12 protein-coding genes and 2 riboswitches are annotated in these 13,104 nt (G+C 68.3%); of the genes, 8 read left to right on the top strand and 4 right to left on the bottom strand.

Going from position 1 to position 13,104, the window contains the following annotated elements:
- Positions 1-133 precede the first annotated feature (133 nt).
- A complete protein-coding gene (locus K5L94_RS19740) occupies positions 134-751 on the bottom strand; it encodes a trimeric intracellular cation channel family protein (RefSeq protein ID WP_006472906.1) in 618 nt (205 codons plus the stop codon).
- A gap of 84 nt (positions 752-835) precedes the next feature.
- Positions 836-939: riboswitch (glycine riboswitch) on the bottom strand.
- Between the two features lie 13 nt (positions 940-952).
- A riboswitch (glycine riboswitch) is annotated at positions 953-1,042 on the bottom strand.
- Between the two features lie 40 nt (positions 1,043-1,082).
- Here K5L94_RS19740 and K5L94_RS19735 point away from each other — a divergent pair.
- Positions 1,083-1,358 carry a GIY-YIG nuclease family protein gene (locus tag K5L94_RS19735; RefSeq protein WP_274511197.1) on the top strand — a complete coding sequence of 92 codons (276 nt, stop codon included), beginning with the start codon at positions 1,083-1,085 and terminating at the stop codon, positions 1,356-1,358.
- 71 nt (positions 1,359-1,429) lie between these two features.
- Complete coding sequence (locus K5L94_RS19730; RefSeq protein ID WP_053450918.1) at positions 1,430-1,861, top strand: nuclear transport factor 2 family protein; 432 nt, start codon at positions 1,430-1,432, stop codon at positions 1,859-1,861.
- 82 nt (positions 1,862-1,943) lie between these two features.
- On the opposite strand, the gene K5L94_RS19725 is transcribed toward K5L94_RS19730, so the two are convergent.
- Positions 1,944-3,224 carry an NAD(P)/FAD-dependent oxidoreductase gene (locus tag K5L94_RS19725; RefSeq protein WP_180879565.1) on the bottom strand — a complete coding sequence of 427 codons (1,281 nt, stop codon included), beginning with the start codon at positions 3,222-3,224 and terminating at the stop codon, positions 1,944-1,946.
- A gap of 123 nt (positions 3,225-3,347) precedes the next feature.
- Here K5L94_RS19725 and K5L94_RS19720 point away from each other — a divergent pair, with 123 nt between their 5' ends.
- Both K5L94_RS19720 and K5L94_RS19715 read left to right on the top strand, forming a co-directional pair.
- The gene (locus K5L94_RS19720) at positions 3,348-4,127 is read left to right on the top strand and encodes an NYN domain-containing protein (RefSeq protein ID WP_053450916.1); all 780 of its coding nucleotides are present in this window, start codon (positions 3,348-3,350) and stop codon (positions 4,125-4,127) included.
- 112 nt (positions 4,128-4,239) lie between these two features.
- Positions 4,240-4,860: a glutathione S-transferase family protein gene (locus K5L94_RS19715; RefSeq protein WP_274511195.1), complete on the top strand. Its 621-nt coding sequence runs from the start codon at positions 4,240-4,242 to the stop codon at positions 4,858-4,860.
- Between the two features lie 95 nt (positions 4,861-4,955).
- On the opposite strand, the gene K5L94_RS19710 is transcribed toward K5L94_RS19715, so the two are convergent.
- A complete protein-coding gene (locus K5L94_RS19710; protein WP_053451388.1) occupies positions 4,956-7,133 on the bottom strand; it encodes a primosomal protein N' in 2,178 nt (725 codons plus the stop codon).
- A 412-nt stretch (positions 7,134-7,545) separates the two neighbouring features.
- On the opposite strand from K5L94_RS19710, the gene K5L94_RS19705 reads away from it, so the two are divergent.
- The 4 genes from K5L94_RS19705 to sppA all read left to right on the top strand — a co-directional run bounded on the left by K5L94_RS19705 (position 7,546) and on the right by sppA (position 12,722).
- Entirely contained in the window at positions 7,546-8,550 is a 1,005-nt protein-coding gene (locus K5L94_RS19705) for a hypothetical protein (RefSeq protein ID WP_053450914.1), read from the top strand.
- Positions 8,543-9,118: a DUF3106 domain-containing protein gene (locus K5L94_RS19700; protein WP_053450913.1), complete on the top strand. Its 576-nt coding sequence runs from the start codon at positions 8,543-8,545 to the stop codon at positions 9,116-9,118. The genes K5L94_RS19705 and K5L94_RS19700 overlap by 8 nt, the downstream gene beginning before the upstream one ends.
- 200 nt (positions 9,119-9,318) lie before the next feature.
- Entirely contained in the window at positions 9,319-10,683 is a 1,365-nt protein-coding gene (locus tag K5L94_RS19695; protein ID WP_049456854.1) for an MATE family efflux transporter, read from the top strand.
- 116 nt (positions 10,684-10,799) lie between these two features.
- On the top strand, positions 10,800-12,722 hold the full coding sequence (gene sppA, locus K5L94_RS19690; protein ID WP_040006996.1) for a signal peptide peptidase SppA: 1,923 nt from the start codon (positions 10,800-10,802) through the stop codon (positions 12,720-12,722).
- Between the two features lie 75 nt (positions 12,723-12,797).
- On the opposite strand, the gene K5L94_RS19685 is transcribed toward sppA, so the two are convergent.
- Positions 12,798-13,010, bottom strand: coding sequence for a hypothetical protein (locus tag K5L94_RS19685; protein WP_274511192.1), 213 nt, complete (start codon positions 13,008-13,010; stop codon positions 12,798-12,800).
- Between the last annotated feature and the right edge of the window lie 94 nt (positions 13,011-13,104).

Here is a 13,104-nt window from a genome sequence, read left to right as displayed (position 1 = left end):
ATCACTCCGGCCAATGCCGCATGACCAACGTCATGCAACGCAAGCGGTAGTGCCGGCCGCTGGCCGGCAACCGGCTGGAATCTGCGGGCGTGTGCCGTGTTGCCGGCCAGCGGCCGGCACTACCGTCAAGCAATCAATGCACTTCGTCGTGATAGACGAACTTCGGCATTTCCCAGCGGTAGTGGATCGCCAGCAGGCGCAGCGCGAAACCGCCGCCGAGGCAGCACAGGATCGCGGTCGCGTCGGCCACGCCCCAGTGCAGCAGCAACAGGTACACCGCACCGGTCAGCAGCGAAATGATCGCGTACAGCTCCTTCTGGAAGATCAGCGGCACCTCGTTGCAGAGGATGTCGCGCAGCACGCCGCCGAAGGCACCGGTCAGCATGCCGGCGATCAGCACGATGGGCGTGGCATGGCCGGCCTCGCGCGCGATCGAGCAGCCGATCAGGGTGAAGGCGATCAGGCCCAGCCCGTCGAGCACCAGGAAGGTGCGGCGGAAGTGGTGCATCCAGCGCGCCACCCAGGTGGCGATCAGCGCCGCGCATACGGTGAAGGCAAGGTACTCGGGATGCTTCACCCAGCCCAGTGGATAGTGGCCGAGCAGGATGTCGCGCAGCGAACCGCCGCCGAGGGCGGTGACGCAGGCGATCATGACCACGCCGAACAGGTCCATGCGGCGGCGGCCGGCAGACAGCGCGCCGGTCATGGCTTCGGCGGAAATGGCGATCAGGTAGATGATGGACAGCAGCATGGGGCAGGCTCCGGGCGCGGTGGGGCCGGCCATGCGCGACTACCGCCCCTGCATGCGCAATGACGGGATGACGATGACCGGTGCCGCTCCCGCTGTCCTTTTGCCTGAGAGTTCAGCGGCGTTGGCCGCGTGCCCCTTCGGCGGATCGTCCCGGGCGTGCCCGGTGACCTCTCTCCAGCTCGGCGAGTCGAATGCATGGTTGGTGGGATTCCAGCCCACCGGCCTGAGCGATCATGGGAGCCTGCGCCTTCGGCGGGCGCCAGCGCGGCGCCTCTCTCCTGCATTCGGGCGCCAGTATATCCGCTGCAGTGCAGCACGGCATAATCCGGCCATGGCCCCGTCCCTCCGCCCGTGGTTCCTGTACCTGCTCGAATGCCGCGATGGCAGCTATTACGCCGGCATCAGCACCGACGTGGACGCGCGATTCGCCGCCCACCGGGCTGGCAAGGGCGCCCGCTACACCCGGGCCCGCCCGCCGCTGCGGGTGCTGGCCGTGCGCGAGTACCCGGACCGGGCCGCCGCTTCGCGCGCCGAATGGCAGCTCAAGCAGCAGCCGCGCGAACGCAAGCTGGCCTGGCTGCAGGCACCTGCCGGGACGCTTCTGTAGATCCACGCCATGCGTGGATGGGCTGCCCGGCCCATGCGATGATCGCCCCGCGCCCAGAGCTGGAGACCCGGATGTCCACGATTGCCCTGCTGCTCGCTCTTTCCGCATCAACGAGTCCCGCCGCCGACCCGGCCACGATCGCGGCCATCGAAGCCACCTGCCACGACTACGTCGATGGCCAGCTTGAAGCCGATCCGCAGCGCGTCGCCCGTTCCCTGCATCCGGACCTGGCCAAGCGCGCGGTGCTCGGCGATACCCCCGACGAACGCCTGGGCCTGCGCCGCATGTCGAAGGAAGAGCTGGTCTCGCTGACGAAGCAGGGCGCGCTGAAGACTCCAAAGGATCAATGGGACCGCCGCTGCACGGTGCTGGACGTGACCGGCAACGCGGCCTCGGTGCGACTGGAAACCCCGTGGTTCGTCGACTACTTCCACATGGGGCGCTTCGACCAGCGCTGGGTCATCGTCAACGCGCTGTGGTACCCGAAGCCGAAGGCGCAGTAGAGCGGAGCCTACGCTCGGCTTCTGCAATCCGCGCGAAGCGCAGCCGAGCATGGCTCGGCTCTACAGGAACATGCACGCGGCCCTACCGCCTTGGCCGTCGGTCTTCCTGGTCATCGCCGAAAATGATGCGTGCGCTGCGCTGGTAGCTCCAGTACGCCACCGCCCAGTTCAGCAGCACCACGATGCGGTTGCGGAAGCCGATCAGGAAGAACACGTGCGCGGCCAGCCAGAACCACCAGGCCAGGATGCCCGACAGCTGCAGCCGGCCCAGGTGCACGATGGCCGCCATGCGGCCGATGGTGGCCAGGTTGCCGTAGTCGGCGTACTTGAACGGACCGGGCGCGGGCTTGCCGTGCAGGCGCGCGCGGATCACCTCGGCCACGTACTTGCCCATCTGCTTGGCCGCAGGGGCCACGCCGGGCACCGGCTTGCCATTGGCCTGGTTCAGTGCGGCCAGGTCGCCAGCCACGAACAGCTCCGGGTGCTCGGGCAGGGTCAGGTCCGGCTGCACCTGCACGCGTCCGGCGCGGTCCAGCGGCACGTCCAGCGTGCGTGCAAGCGGTGAAGCGGCCACGCCCGCAGCCCATACCACGGTGCGGGCCGGCACGAACTGCTCGCCCAGCATGAAGCCCTGGCTGTCGATGCTGCTCACCGGGGTGCCGGTCAGCACTTCCACGCCCAGCTTTTCCAGCTGCCGGCGCGCCTTCAGCGAAAGCACTTCGGGGAACGAGGACAGCACGCGCGGGCCGGCTTCGACCAACCGCACCTTGGCGCTGGCCGGGTCGATGTGGCGGAACTCGTTGCGCAGCGTGTGCCGTGCAATTTCGGCCAGCGTGCCTGCCAGTTCGACACCGGTGGGGCCGCCGCCGACGATGGCGAAACTCAGCCAGGCGGCCTTTTTTGCCGGGTCCGGTTCGGCCTCGGCACGCTCGAACGCCAGCAGCAGTTTGCGGCGCAGGGCGATGGCATCGTCCAGGGTTTTCAGGCCGGGCGCATCATCGGCCCATTGGTCGTTGCCGAAGTAGGCGTGGGTGGCGCCGGTGGCCAGCAGCAGGCTGTCGTAGTCCAGCATGCTGCCATCGGCCATGCGGATCTGCCGGGCCTGCTTGTCGATGGCCACCACTTCGCCGAGGCGGACTTCCACATTGCGCTGGTGGCCAAGGATATGGCGCAGCGGTGCCGCGATATCCGGCGCGGACAGGCCGGCGGTGGCCACCTGGTACAGCAGCGGCTGGAACAGGTGATGGTTGCGGCGGTCGACCAGGGTGATGCGTATGCGCTCGCGGGCCAGGGCGCGGGTGGCCCAGAGACCGGCAAAACCACCGCCGACAACGACCAGGTGGGGAACGCGCTCACGACTCATCGACTCACTCCAGTGGGGGCATTGGGGGAAGCGCCTGGCATCTTCGCACGGCGGCCGCCTGTCACGTCAGCGCCCGCGTGGATCGGCGATACTCGGGTTCAGGCAACCGCCCGTGAGGAGCCCATGAGCGAACCGGAAAAGCGCATCGCCCTGTTGATCGACGCCGACAATGCGCCGGCTTCGAAGATCGACGAGGTGCTGGCCGAAGTGGCCCGCTACGGCGTGGCCAACGTGCGTCGCGCCTACGGCAACTGGAAGAGCCCGCGGTTGAAGGGCTGGGAAGCGGTGCTGCACGAATATGCGATCCGCCCGATCCAGCAGTTCGCCTACAGCAAGGGCAAGAACGCCTCGGACATGGCGATGGTGATCGACGCCATGGACCTGCTGTACGCGCGCAACCTCGATGGATTCGCCATCGTCTCCAGCGACGCGGATTTCACCCCGATGGTGATGCGGCTGCTGACCGATGGCGTGAAGGTGTATGGCTTCGGCGAGAAGAAGACGCCCGAACCGTTCGTCAACGCGTGCTCGAAATTCACTTATCTGGAGGCGCTGGGCCAGACCCATGCCAGCGTTCCGGATGCCGAGCAGGCCTCCAGCGAACAGGCCTCGAACGAACCGGCGACCAACGACGATGCACGGCCGCGCAAGAGCGGTGCGGAAATGCGCAGTGATACCCGGCTGGTGAAGATGCTGCGCCGTGCGGTGTCGGCGGCCGAGGGCGAGGATGGTTGGTCGCATCTTGGCCCGGTCGGCAGCCAGATCGGCAACCAGGCCTCGTTCGATCCGCGCAACTATGGCTACGGAAAGCTGAGCGATCTGTTGGCGGCGATCGGCCTGTTCGAACTGAAGAAGGACGGCAAATCCTCCTACGTGCGCGCACTGCCCAAAAAGAACCGGTAGTGCCGGCCGCTGGCCGGCAGCGCCCAGAAGCCAGATCCCGCATCCGGCGTGCACACACCCACACCAATCAGGCGTATCGTTGCCGCTCGCATTGCCAGCAGGGAATACCCGCATGTTGAAGATCTGGGGCCGTCGCAATTCAAGCAACGTCCGCAAGGTGCTGTGGTGTGCCGAAGAAATCGGCCTGCCGTATGAATCCATCGAAGTCGGCGGCAGCCACGGTGGCACGCAGACGCCGGAGTACCTGGCGATGAACCCCAACAGCCTGGTGCCGGTGATCGAAGACCATGGCCTGCCGCTGTGGGAATCCAACGCGATCGTGCGCTACCTGAGCGCGCGCTACGCGCTGGGCACGCTGTACGCCGAAGACCCGATGCAGCGCGCCCAGGCCGAGAAGTGGATGGACTGGAGCACCTCGCGGATGGCGCCGATCTACAGTGACCTGATCTGGGGCATCATGCGCACCGCGCCGGCCGACCGTGACGAAGCGCGGATCAACGCGGCCATCGTGCGTGCCGGTGACTACCTGGCGATGCCCGACGCGACCCTGGCCCGGCAGCCGTGGCTGTCCGGCGATACGTTCGCGATGGGCGACATCCCGCTGGGCTCGTTGATCTATGCCTGGTTCGAACTGCCGATCCAGCGCCCGGAACTGCCGCACCTGGCCGACTGGTATGCGCGCCTGCGCGAACGCCCGGCCTACCAGCGCGGCGTGATGTCGCCGCTGACGTAAGCGGTGGCGTTCGGCGTAGCGTCGAGCTTGCTCGACTGCTTCTGGCGCACGGCAGCCGAGCAAGCTCGACGCTACGCAGTACCGGTTGCCAGACCTCAATACAGATCGGTCGGATCCACATCCAGCGACCAGCGCACCTTGCGCGCTTCCGGTAGCGCATACAGCTGCGGCACCAGCTGCGCCAGCACGCTGTGCAGTGGCGGCCGCTGCAGTGCCGACAGCAGCAACTGCGTGCGCTGGTAACCGGCACGGCGCGGCATCGGTGCCGGCATCGGCCCGTAGGCCTCCACCACGTTCTGCTCGCCAAGCAGCTGCCGCGCCGCCAGCAGGAAGGCGTTGGCGTGCTCGACCTGCTGCGCTTCCGCGCGCATCAACGCCAGGTGCGCGAAGGGTGGGAACCCGGCGGCCTGGCGCTGGTTCAATTCGGCCTGCGCGAACGGGTGGTAGCCACCGTTCACCAGGGTCTCCAGCAACGGATGCCCGGGATGATGGGTCTGCAGCCAGACCTCGCCCGGGTCGCGTGCGCGGCCGGCGCGGCCGGCCACCTGGATCAACTGCTGCGCCAGTTTCTCGCTGGCACGGAAGTCGGCCGAGAACAGGCCCTCATCGATGCCCACCACCACCACCAGGGTCAGCTTGGGCAGGTCGTGGCCCTTGGCCAGGATCTGCGTGCCGACCAGGATGCCGGGCCGGTCGCCCAGCTTCGCCAGCTGCTGTTCCAACGCATCGCGGCGCGAGGTGGTGCCACGGTCGATGCGCACCACCGGGAAATCGGCGAAGGCCGCAGTGAGATGTTCTTCCAGGCGTTCGGTGCCGATACCCTGCGGTTGCAGCGCCAGGCTGCCGCAGGCCGGGCATGCCAACGGTGCCGGCTGCCGTGCACCGCAGTGATGGCACTGCAGGCGCCGGCCACCGCCATGCACGGTCATCGGTGCATCGCAGCGGTTGCACGGCGCGGTCCAGCCACAGTCGTGGCACAGCAGCACCGGCGCATAGCCGCGGCGGTTCTTGAACACCAGCACCTGCTGGCCACGCTGCAGGTGCTCGCCGATGCCGGCCAGCACATCGGCGGAGAGACCGTCATGTAGTGGCCGCTTGCGTACATCGAGGATGCGCACGCGCGGTGGCCGCGCATCGCCGGCGCGCTGCTTCAGGCGCAGGTGGGTGTAGCGCCCGGCATAGGCGTTGTGCAGCGTTTCCAGCGAGGGCGTGGCGCTGCCCAGCAAGACCGGAATGCCCAGTGCCTTGGCCCGCACCAGGGCGAAATCGCGCGCGTGGTAGCGGATGCCGTCCTGCTGCTTGTAGCTGCCGTCGTGTTCCTCGTCGACGATCAGCAGGCCGGCCTGCGGCAGCGGTGTGAACACCGCCGAACGCGTGCCGACGATCACCCGTGCCTCGCCGCGCGAAGCGGCGGCCCAGACACGCGCGCGCTCGTTGTCGTTCAAACCCGAATGCAGTGCGTGCACGGCAATGCCGAGGCGGCCGCGGAACCGCGCCAGGGTCTGCGGGGTCAGGCCGATTTCCGGCACCAGCACCAGCGCCTGCCGGCCCTGTGCCAGGCAATGGATGATCGCCTGCAGGTAGACCTCGGTCTTGCCACTGCCGGTTACGCCATCCAGCAGGAACGGCTGGAAGCCGTCGGCCGCGTTGATCGCGGCCACGGCCTCGGCCTGGTCCGGATTGAGCGTGGGGCCGGGCAGCGGCTGCGCGTGCTGCGGGGCCACGCTCAGCGCAACGCGCTCGGCCAGCTCGCGCTTGGCCAGGCTGCGTGCGGCGGTGCGCCAGTCGTCCATGCGCTCGCCCAGTACGTCTTCATCCACCACGGCCTCGGCCAGCAGCTCGGCCAACTGGCGGGGGCGGCTGCCGGCGCGCAGTTTTTCACGCTGGGCGCGGCCTTCGTGGGTCAGCTGCCAACCCCAGTGATGGGTCTCGGGCAGGGCCTCGCCATGGCGCAGGGGGCCGGGCAGGGCGGTGCTGAGGACCTCGCCCAGCGGTGCGTGGGTGTAACGCGCCAGCCACTGCAGGCTCTGCCACAGCTCGCCCTGCAGCAGCGGTTGCGGGTCACACCAGGCCAGTGCCTGGCGCAGTCCCTGGCCGTCGTCGGCCTGGCCGTGGCCGACCACCACGCCGACCAGCTCGCGGTTGCCGAAGGGCACCTTCACGCGGCAGCCGACCACCATCGCAGGGGCGTCGCCCTCCGGTGACAGGTAGTCGAACAGGCGCGGCAGCGGGACGGGCAGGGCGACCTGCAGGGTCGGAATCGGTGAAAGCATCGGGCCAGTGTAACGGGCCATGCGCGCACGGATGGCGCGGCCCGGGGCGCTGGAGCGACGGCGGTTGAATCATAAATGTCACCTAAATATCGGTGTCCATTGGAGATTCAGTCTTATCCACATGTTCTGTGGATAACGTTGTGCGTTACCGGTCGACGGGCGCGCAGGAGGCCGATGGCGACGGCCTCACGCTTGGGTTGGTCAAAAAATCGCCACATTAGAAAAGCGATATAAATCAACAAGTTGAGTGTGAAACATTGCTGAAACAGAGTGGATTCAGCTGGATGCCCCAGTTTTGCCCGAGGGGGGCGTGGTGCTGTGCACAACCTGCAGCACGAAGTGCCAGCGGGCGCAAGTCCTACGGGCGTCGATGGCCTGCCGCTATCATGCCGGCAGACCTTTGGAGTGACCGATGACGGCTGTGCCCGCCCCTGTTTCCTCGACCGCGGCCGGTGCGCTGTCGGCGTTCCTGCGTGGTGTTGAACGCCGTGCCCTGGTGGTGGCTGAACTGCAGTGCGGCGATGCTGCCCGCGCCGAGCAGACCCTGGTGGCGGTGATGCGCGCGTTTGCCGCGGTGGCCAGCGACCTGCCGATGGCACAGTGGCCGACCCGCTTCTGGACCCTGCTGGGCCAGCGCCAGGCACTGCGCGAGCCGGCAGGCGGCCAGTGGGCGCCGCCGTTGGCCGCACTGGGCGGGATGGACCCGCTGCCGCGCTTGGCCTTGTTGCTGCGGGTGGGCGGCAGCCTGGACGAAGGCATCGCCATGCGCGTGCTCGACCAGGACGAAGCGGGCTACCAGCACCTGCTGGCCAATGCCTGCCCGCGCGATGCGCACGGCCAGCCCGACGCGTCGGCCTGGCGCCAACTGGCCGAACAGGTACAGCTGCGCATCCGCGACCTGCCGGCCAAGCGCCTGCAGCAGCTGCAGCAGCCGGCCGCACCGGCCGCCCACAATGAACCCGTAACTTCCAGCTGGCGCGCGCCGCCGCAGGAAGCGCGTGCCGCCGCCAATGGCAAGCGCCGCCGCCCGACTGCCAAGCCGCGCTGGCGCGGCCCGCTGATCCTGCTGCTGACCGTAGCCGTACTGCTGGCGGCGGCGCTGGGCTGGCGCTACCTGCAGGGCCGTTCGTTCGGTGCCGCGGCACCGTTGCCGGAAGGCGTGGTCGGCGAGGCAGGCCCGGTCACGGTGGAGGCGTTGCCGCCGAGCACGGTCAATGCCGCGCCGGATACGACGCCTTCCCAGGCCGCAGACGACGCCACGATGCTGGCCGACCGCGACTACCCGCTGCTGGCCGATGCCGATCTGTATGCGTGGACCGCCGCAGGCGGTCCGTTGCCGGTGGACGAATCGCAATCCAGGCCGAGCCGGCCCGAGCCGGCCAGTGCCACGCTGGAAACCACCGCTGCCGATGAATAAGACCCTGTTCGCCAGCGCGCTGCTGGCCCTGCCGCTGTCGCTGTCCGCCGCACCGCAGACCTTGAATGTGCCCCTGCCTGCGCCGGCGCCCGGCGTTGAGGCGACAGCACCGGCCCCGGCCGTTGCGCCGTCGGCCTTCGCGCAGCTGGATGCAGCGCAGCAGCGCCAGCGACGTGCCGACTACGCCGCGTGGCGGGCGCTTCCGGAAGGCGAGCGTGAGCGCATCCGCCAGGCCGCGACGCGATTCAACGCGTTGCCGGCCGACCAGCAGCAGCGCCTGCGCCAGCAGTTCCAGGCGCAGGACCAGGCCTTCCGCGAAGGCTGGCGACTGGGCCCGCAGCTGGGCCTGGTGTTTCCCAAGCTGCATGGCCTGTTCGGCTACGTGCCGCCGCAACAGCGCGAGGCCGCGCTGGCCGTGCTGCGCCAGCTCAGCCCGGCCCAGCTGGCACAGCTGGCCCTGGTCGCACAGCGCACGCCGCCGCAGGAACGCGACGCGGTGCGCAGCGCCTTCCTCGCGGTGCCCGCCGCCGAGCGTGACACCTGGCTCAAGCGCCAGGCCGGACAGTAAAAAAAGGGACGGAGGGGATTAAGTCGTATTCGGAACAATTGGGTCTGAAACGACTTAATCCCCTCCGTCCCCTTTTTGTGGCTGGAACCCAGCATTCACACCGTGTCATGGGAATGCGCGCGCTGCGCGCGTAAGATGACCGGCCGCAAACCCGGTGCCTGTGCCCTTCGCGCGCAACCGTAGTTCGCGTCAAGCACCTTATGTCTACTGCAACCTCCACGCCGCGCTTCAGCAAGGAAGTCGGCGCCACCGGTCTGCTCGCCCTGCCGCTTGTGCTGGGCCATGTCTCCACCGGCCTGATCTCCTTCGTCGACAACGTGATTGCCGGCCACCACGCCACCGCGACCCTGGCCGCGGTGACCATCGGCACCGCCCTGCTGTGGCTGCCGATGCTGATCCCGATCGGCACGCTGATCTCGCTCACCGCCTCGGTATCGCAGCTGCACGGCGCTGGCCGCGAGCGCGAGATCGGCCCACTGTTCCGCCAGGCACTGTGGCTGGCACTGGGCCTGGGCCTGATCATGTTCACCTTCCTCACCGTGGTGCCGCCGCTGCTGCCGGCCTTCGGCATCGCACCGGACATCGTGCCGGGCGCGACCGCGTTCCTGCATGCGGTGCGCTGGGGCGGCCCGGCGCTGACCCTGTACTTCTGCATGCGCTACCTGAGCGAGGGCATGCACTGGACACTGCCGACCATGCTGCTTGGCTTCGGCGGCCTGCTGGTGCTGGCGCCGATGGGCTATGTGCTGGCCAACGGCAAGCTCGGTTTCCCGGAAATGGGTGCCGAAGGCCTGGGCATCGCTTCGGCGGTGATGATGTGGCTGCAGGCGATCGCCTTCGCTACCTACCTGTGGTTCACCAAGCGCTTCGCCCACCTGCAGCTGTTCTCGCACTTCGAAGGGCCGCGCTGGAAGGCGATCTGGGAACTGCTGCGCACCGGCCTGCCGATCGGTATCACCGTGCTGATGGAAGGTGGCCTGTTCATCGTCACCGCGCTGCTGATAGGCCGCCTGGGCGCCAACGAGGCGGCCGCGCACCAGATCGCGATCAACGTCGCGCAGCTGTGCTTCATGATTCCGATGGGCGTGGCCGAGGCCACTACCGTGCGCGTCGGCCATGCCGTCGGCCGTGGTGACGGCTTCGGTGTGCGGCGTGCGGCGTGGGCCGGTTACGCGATCATCATGGGCACGCAGACGCTGTCGGCGGCGGTGCTGCTGTTCGGCCACGATGCCATCGTCGGCGTGTACACCAACGATCTGGCGGTGGCCGGCCTGGCCTCGACCCTGCTGCTGTACGCGGCCACCTTCCAGTTCCCGGATGGCATCCAGGTGCTGTCGGCCGGCGCGTTGCGCGGCCTGAAGGACACCCGCGTACCGATGTTCATCGCCATGTTCGCGTACTGGGGCCTGGGCATGCCGCTTGGCGCCGGGCTCGGCCTGGGCCTGGGCATGGGCCCGCAGGGCATGTGGATCGGCCTGATCGTGGGCCTGACCGCGGCCGCCATCCTGATGGGCTGGCGCCTGCGCCGCAGCAGCCTGCGCATCGGCCAGTCCACCCTGTCCTGATCCTTCCTGCCCGCCATGCTGATCCATGGCGGGCGATCCCCTGACTTGTGTCCGATGCCGCATCACACGGCACCGGCTATGCTGGTACCACGGCAAGAAGCCATCCGGAGCGTTCCATGAATCAACCCGTGCCCCCGCTGCCCCCGGCGCGTCGCAATCCCGTCGCCAGCTTCTTCATCGGGCTGTGGGACGTCATGAATTTCACCCGCCGGTTGATCCTCAACCTGGTGTTCTTCGGCCTGCTGTTCCTGCTGCTGGTGATGTTCGTCATTGCTGCCGGCATGGGCGCCGGTGCCAGCAAATCGCTGCAGGACCGCACCACCCTGGTGATCGCGCCGGAAGGACGCCTGGTCGAGCAGTTCAGCGCCGATCCGGTCAGCCGCGCGCTGGCCAAGGCGGTGGGCGACAACGGTGCCGAGGAGATCCAGCTGCGCGACCTGCTGCGGGTGATCGAGTCGGCCAAGGAAGACAAGAAGATCGAGCGCGTGGTGCTGGAGCTGGACAAGCTGCAGCCGTCGGGCTTCGCCTCGCTGCGCGAAGTGGCGTCGGCGCTGCAGGACCTGCGCGCGTCCGGCAAGCAGCTGGTGGCCTACAGCGAGAGCATGGGCCAGTCGCAGTACCTGCTGGCCGCACAGGCCGACGAGGTCTACCTGGACCCGATGGGGTCGGTGGTGCTTGAGGGCCTGGGCCGCTACCGCCAGTACTTCCGCACCGGCCTGCAGGACAAGCTGGGCGTGGACGTGCATCTGTTCAAGGTGGGCGAGTACAAGTCCGCCGCCGAGCCGTACGTGCTCGACGCCGCCTCGCCGGCCTCCAAGGAGGCCGACCTGTTCTGGATGAACGACGTGTGGCAGCGCTACCTGGCCGACATCGCCAAGGCCCGCCGCCTGGATCCGGCCCAGCTGGCCGCCGGCATCGACACCTTGCCGGAGGGCATCGCCGCCGCCGGTGGCGACCTGGCCAAGTTCGCCCTGCAGCAGAAGCTGGTAACCGCGCTGAAGACCCGCGAGGAATTCGAGGATCTGATGATCGAGCGTGGCGTGGCCGATGACGATGCCGACGGCGGTTTCCGCAACGTCGACTTCGGGCGCTACCTGGCGCTGCTCGACGCTCGCCGCAACCCGGTGGACTCGCGTCCGCAGGTGGCGGTGGTGGTGGCCGAAGGCGAGATCAGCGGCGGCGACCTGCCGGCCGGCCGCATCGGTGGTGAGTCGACCTCGGCGCTGCTGCGCGCCGCGCGCGACGACGAGAACGTCAAGGCCGTGGTGCTGCGCGTCGATTCGCCGGGCGGTGAAGTGTTCGCCTCCGAGCAGATCCGCCGCGAAGTGGTGGCCCTGCAGGCGGCCGGCAAGCCGGTAGTGGTGTCGATGGGCGATCTGGCTGCGTCCGGTGGTTACTGGATCAGCATGAATGCCGACCGCATCTATGCCGATCCCTCGACCATCACCGGTTCGATCGGCATCTTCGGCATGGTGCCGAACTTCAGCCGCGCGCTGGACAAGATCGGCGTGCACACCGATGGCGTCGGCACCACCCGTTTTGCCGGTGCCTTCGACGTCACCCGTCCGATGGACCCGGCCGTCGGCCAGGTCATCCAGACGGTGATCAACAAGGGCTATGCCGACTTCACCGGCCGCGTCGCCGATGCGCGCAAGAAGCCGGTCGAGGCCGTCGACGAAGTGGCCCGTGGCCGCGTGTGGAGCGGTGCGCAGGCCAAGGAACGTGGCCTGGTCGATGCCTTCGGTGGCCTGAAGGATGCCGTGGCCGACGCCGCCAGCCGCGCCAAGCTGGGCAAGGCCGATGCCTACCGCGTGCGCTACATCGAGAAGGCGGCGACGCCGTTCGCGCAGTTCGTCAGCGGTTTCGCCGGCAGCCGCGCCGGTGCGTGGATGCTGTCCGACTCGGGCATGGCGCGAATGATGCTGGCCCGCACGATGCCGGAAGTGGACACGCAGTTGCGCTTCGTCGAGAACGCAGCCCGCGAGAAGGGCAACGGTGCGCCGGTGAAGGCGCTGGCGTACTGCTTCTGCGGGTTCTGATCGGAGCGCCTATCCACGCATGGCGTGGATCTACTGGAAACGCCCGGCTTCGGCCGGGCGTTTTCGTTTGCGGGGTTACTGCGTCGCCTCGGCTTCGGCCGTGCGTTCACGCGCAGCGGCATCGTCCACGGTTTTCTGCACGCCCTTGGCGCGGTCCAGCGGCTGGTTGATCGTGCGCGACATCGCCCGGGGTACCGGTGGCTTTTCCGGGTTCGGCGCCGGTGGGCGCTGGCAGCCCGCCAGCAGCACGGTGGCCAGCAGGGGCGAGGACAGGATCAACATGCGCATGGCGGCTCTCCGCGGTGGGCGTACGGGCAGTGTCGCACCCCCGGCAGGCAGCCGCCGTGAGCGCGTATCCTTGCGGCATCGAAACACAGCGGGC

It is taken from the genome of Stenotrophomonas forensis, from assembly GCF_028752115.1.
GTDB lineage: Bacteria > Pseudomonadota > Gammaproteobacteria > Xanthomonadales > Xanthomonadaceae > Stenotrophomonas > Stenotrophomonas forensis.
This window is presented reverse-complemented; position numbering and strand designations above follow the sequence as displayed.

What these genes read in the sequence shown, in the direction of transcription:
- K5L94_RS19685 (WP_274511192.1), bottom strand. Translation starts at nt 13,010, where the DNA reads ATGCGCATGTTGATCCTGTCCTCGCCCCTGCTGGCCACCGTGCTGCTG.
- K5L94_RS19735 (WP_274511197.1), top strand. Translation starts at nt 1,083, where the DNA reads ATGGCCCCGTCCCTCCGCCCGTGGTTCCTGTACCTGCTCGAATGCCGC.
- K5L94_RS19740 (WP_006472906.1), bottom strand. Translation starts at nt 751, where the DNA reads ATGCTGCTGTCCATCATCTACCTGATCGCCATTTCCGCCGAAGCCATG.
- sppA (WP_040006996.1), top strand. Translation starts at nt 10,800, where the DNA reads ATGAATCAACCCGTGCCCCCGCTGCCCCCGGCGCGTCGCAATCCCGTC.
- K5L94_RS19695 (WP_049456854.1), top strand. Translation starts at nt 9,319, where the DNA reads ATGTCTACTGCAACCTCCACGCCGCGCTTCAGCAAGGAAGTCGGCGCC.
- K5L94_RS19700 (WP_053450913.1), top strand. Translation starts at nt 8,543, where the DNA reads ATGAATAAGACCCTGTTCGCCAGCGCGCTGCTGGCCCTGCCGCTGTCG.
- K5L94_RS19705 (WP_053450914.1), top strand. Translation starts at nt 7,546, where the DNA reads ATGACGGCTGTGCCCGCCCCTGTTTCCTCGACCGCGGCCGGTGCGCTG.
- K5L94_RS19720 (WP_053450916.1), top strand. Translation starts at nt 3,348, where the DNA reads ATGAGCGAACCGGAAAAGCGCATCGCCCTGTTGATCGACGCCGACAAT.
- K5L94_RS19710 (WP_053451388.1), bottom strand. Translation starts at nt 7,133, where the DNA reads ATGCTTTCACCGATTCCGACCCTGCAGGTCGCCCTGCCCGTCCCGCTG.
- K5L94_RS19725 (WP_180879565.1), bottom strand. Translation starts at nt 3,224, where the DNA reads ATGAGTCGTGAGCGCGTTCCCCACCTGGTCGTTGTCGGCGGTGGTTTT.
- K5L94_RS19730 (WP_053450918.1), top strand. Translation starts at nt 1,430, where the DNA reads ATGTCCACGATTGCCCTGCTGCTCGCTCTTTCCGCATCAACGAGTCCC.
- K5L94_RS19715 (WP_274511195.1), top strand. Translation starts at nt 4,240, where the DNA reads ATGTTGAAGATCTGGGGCCGTCGCAATTCAAGCAACGTCCGCAAGGTG.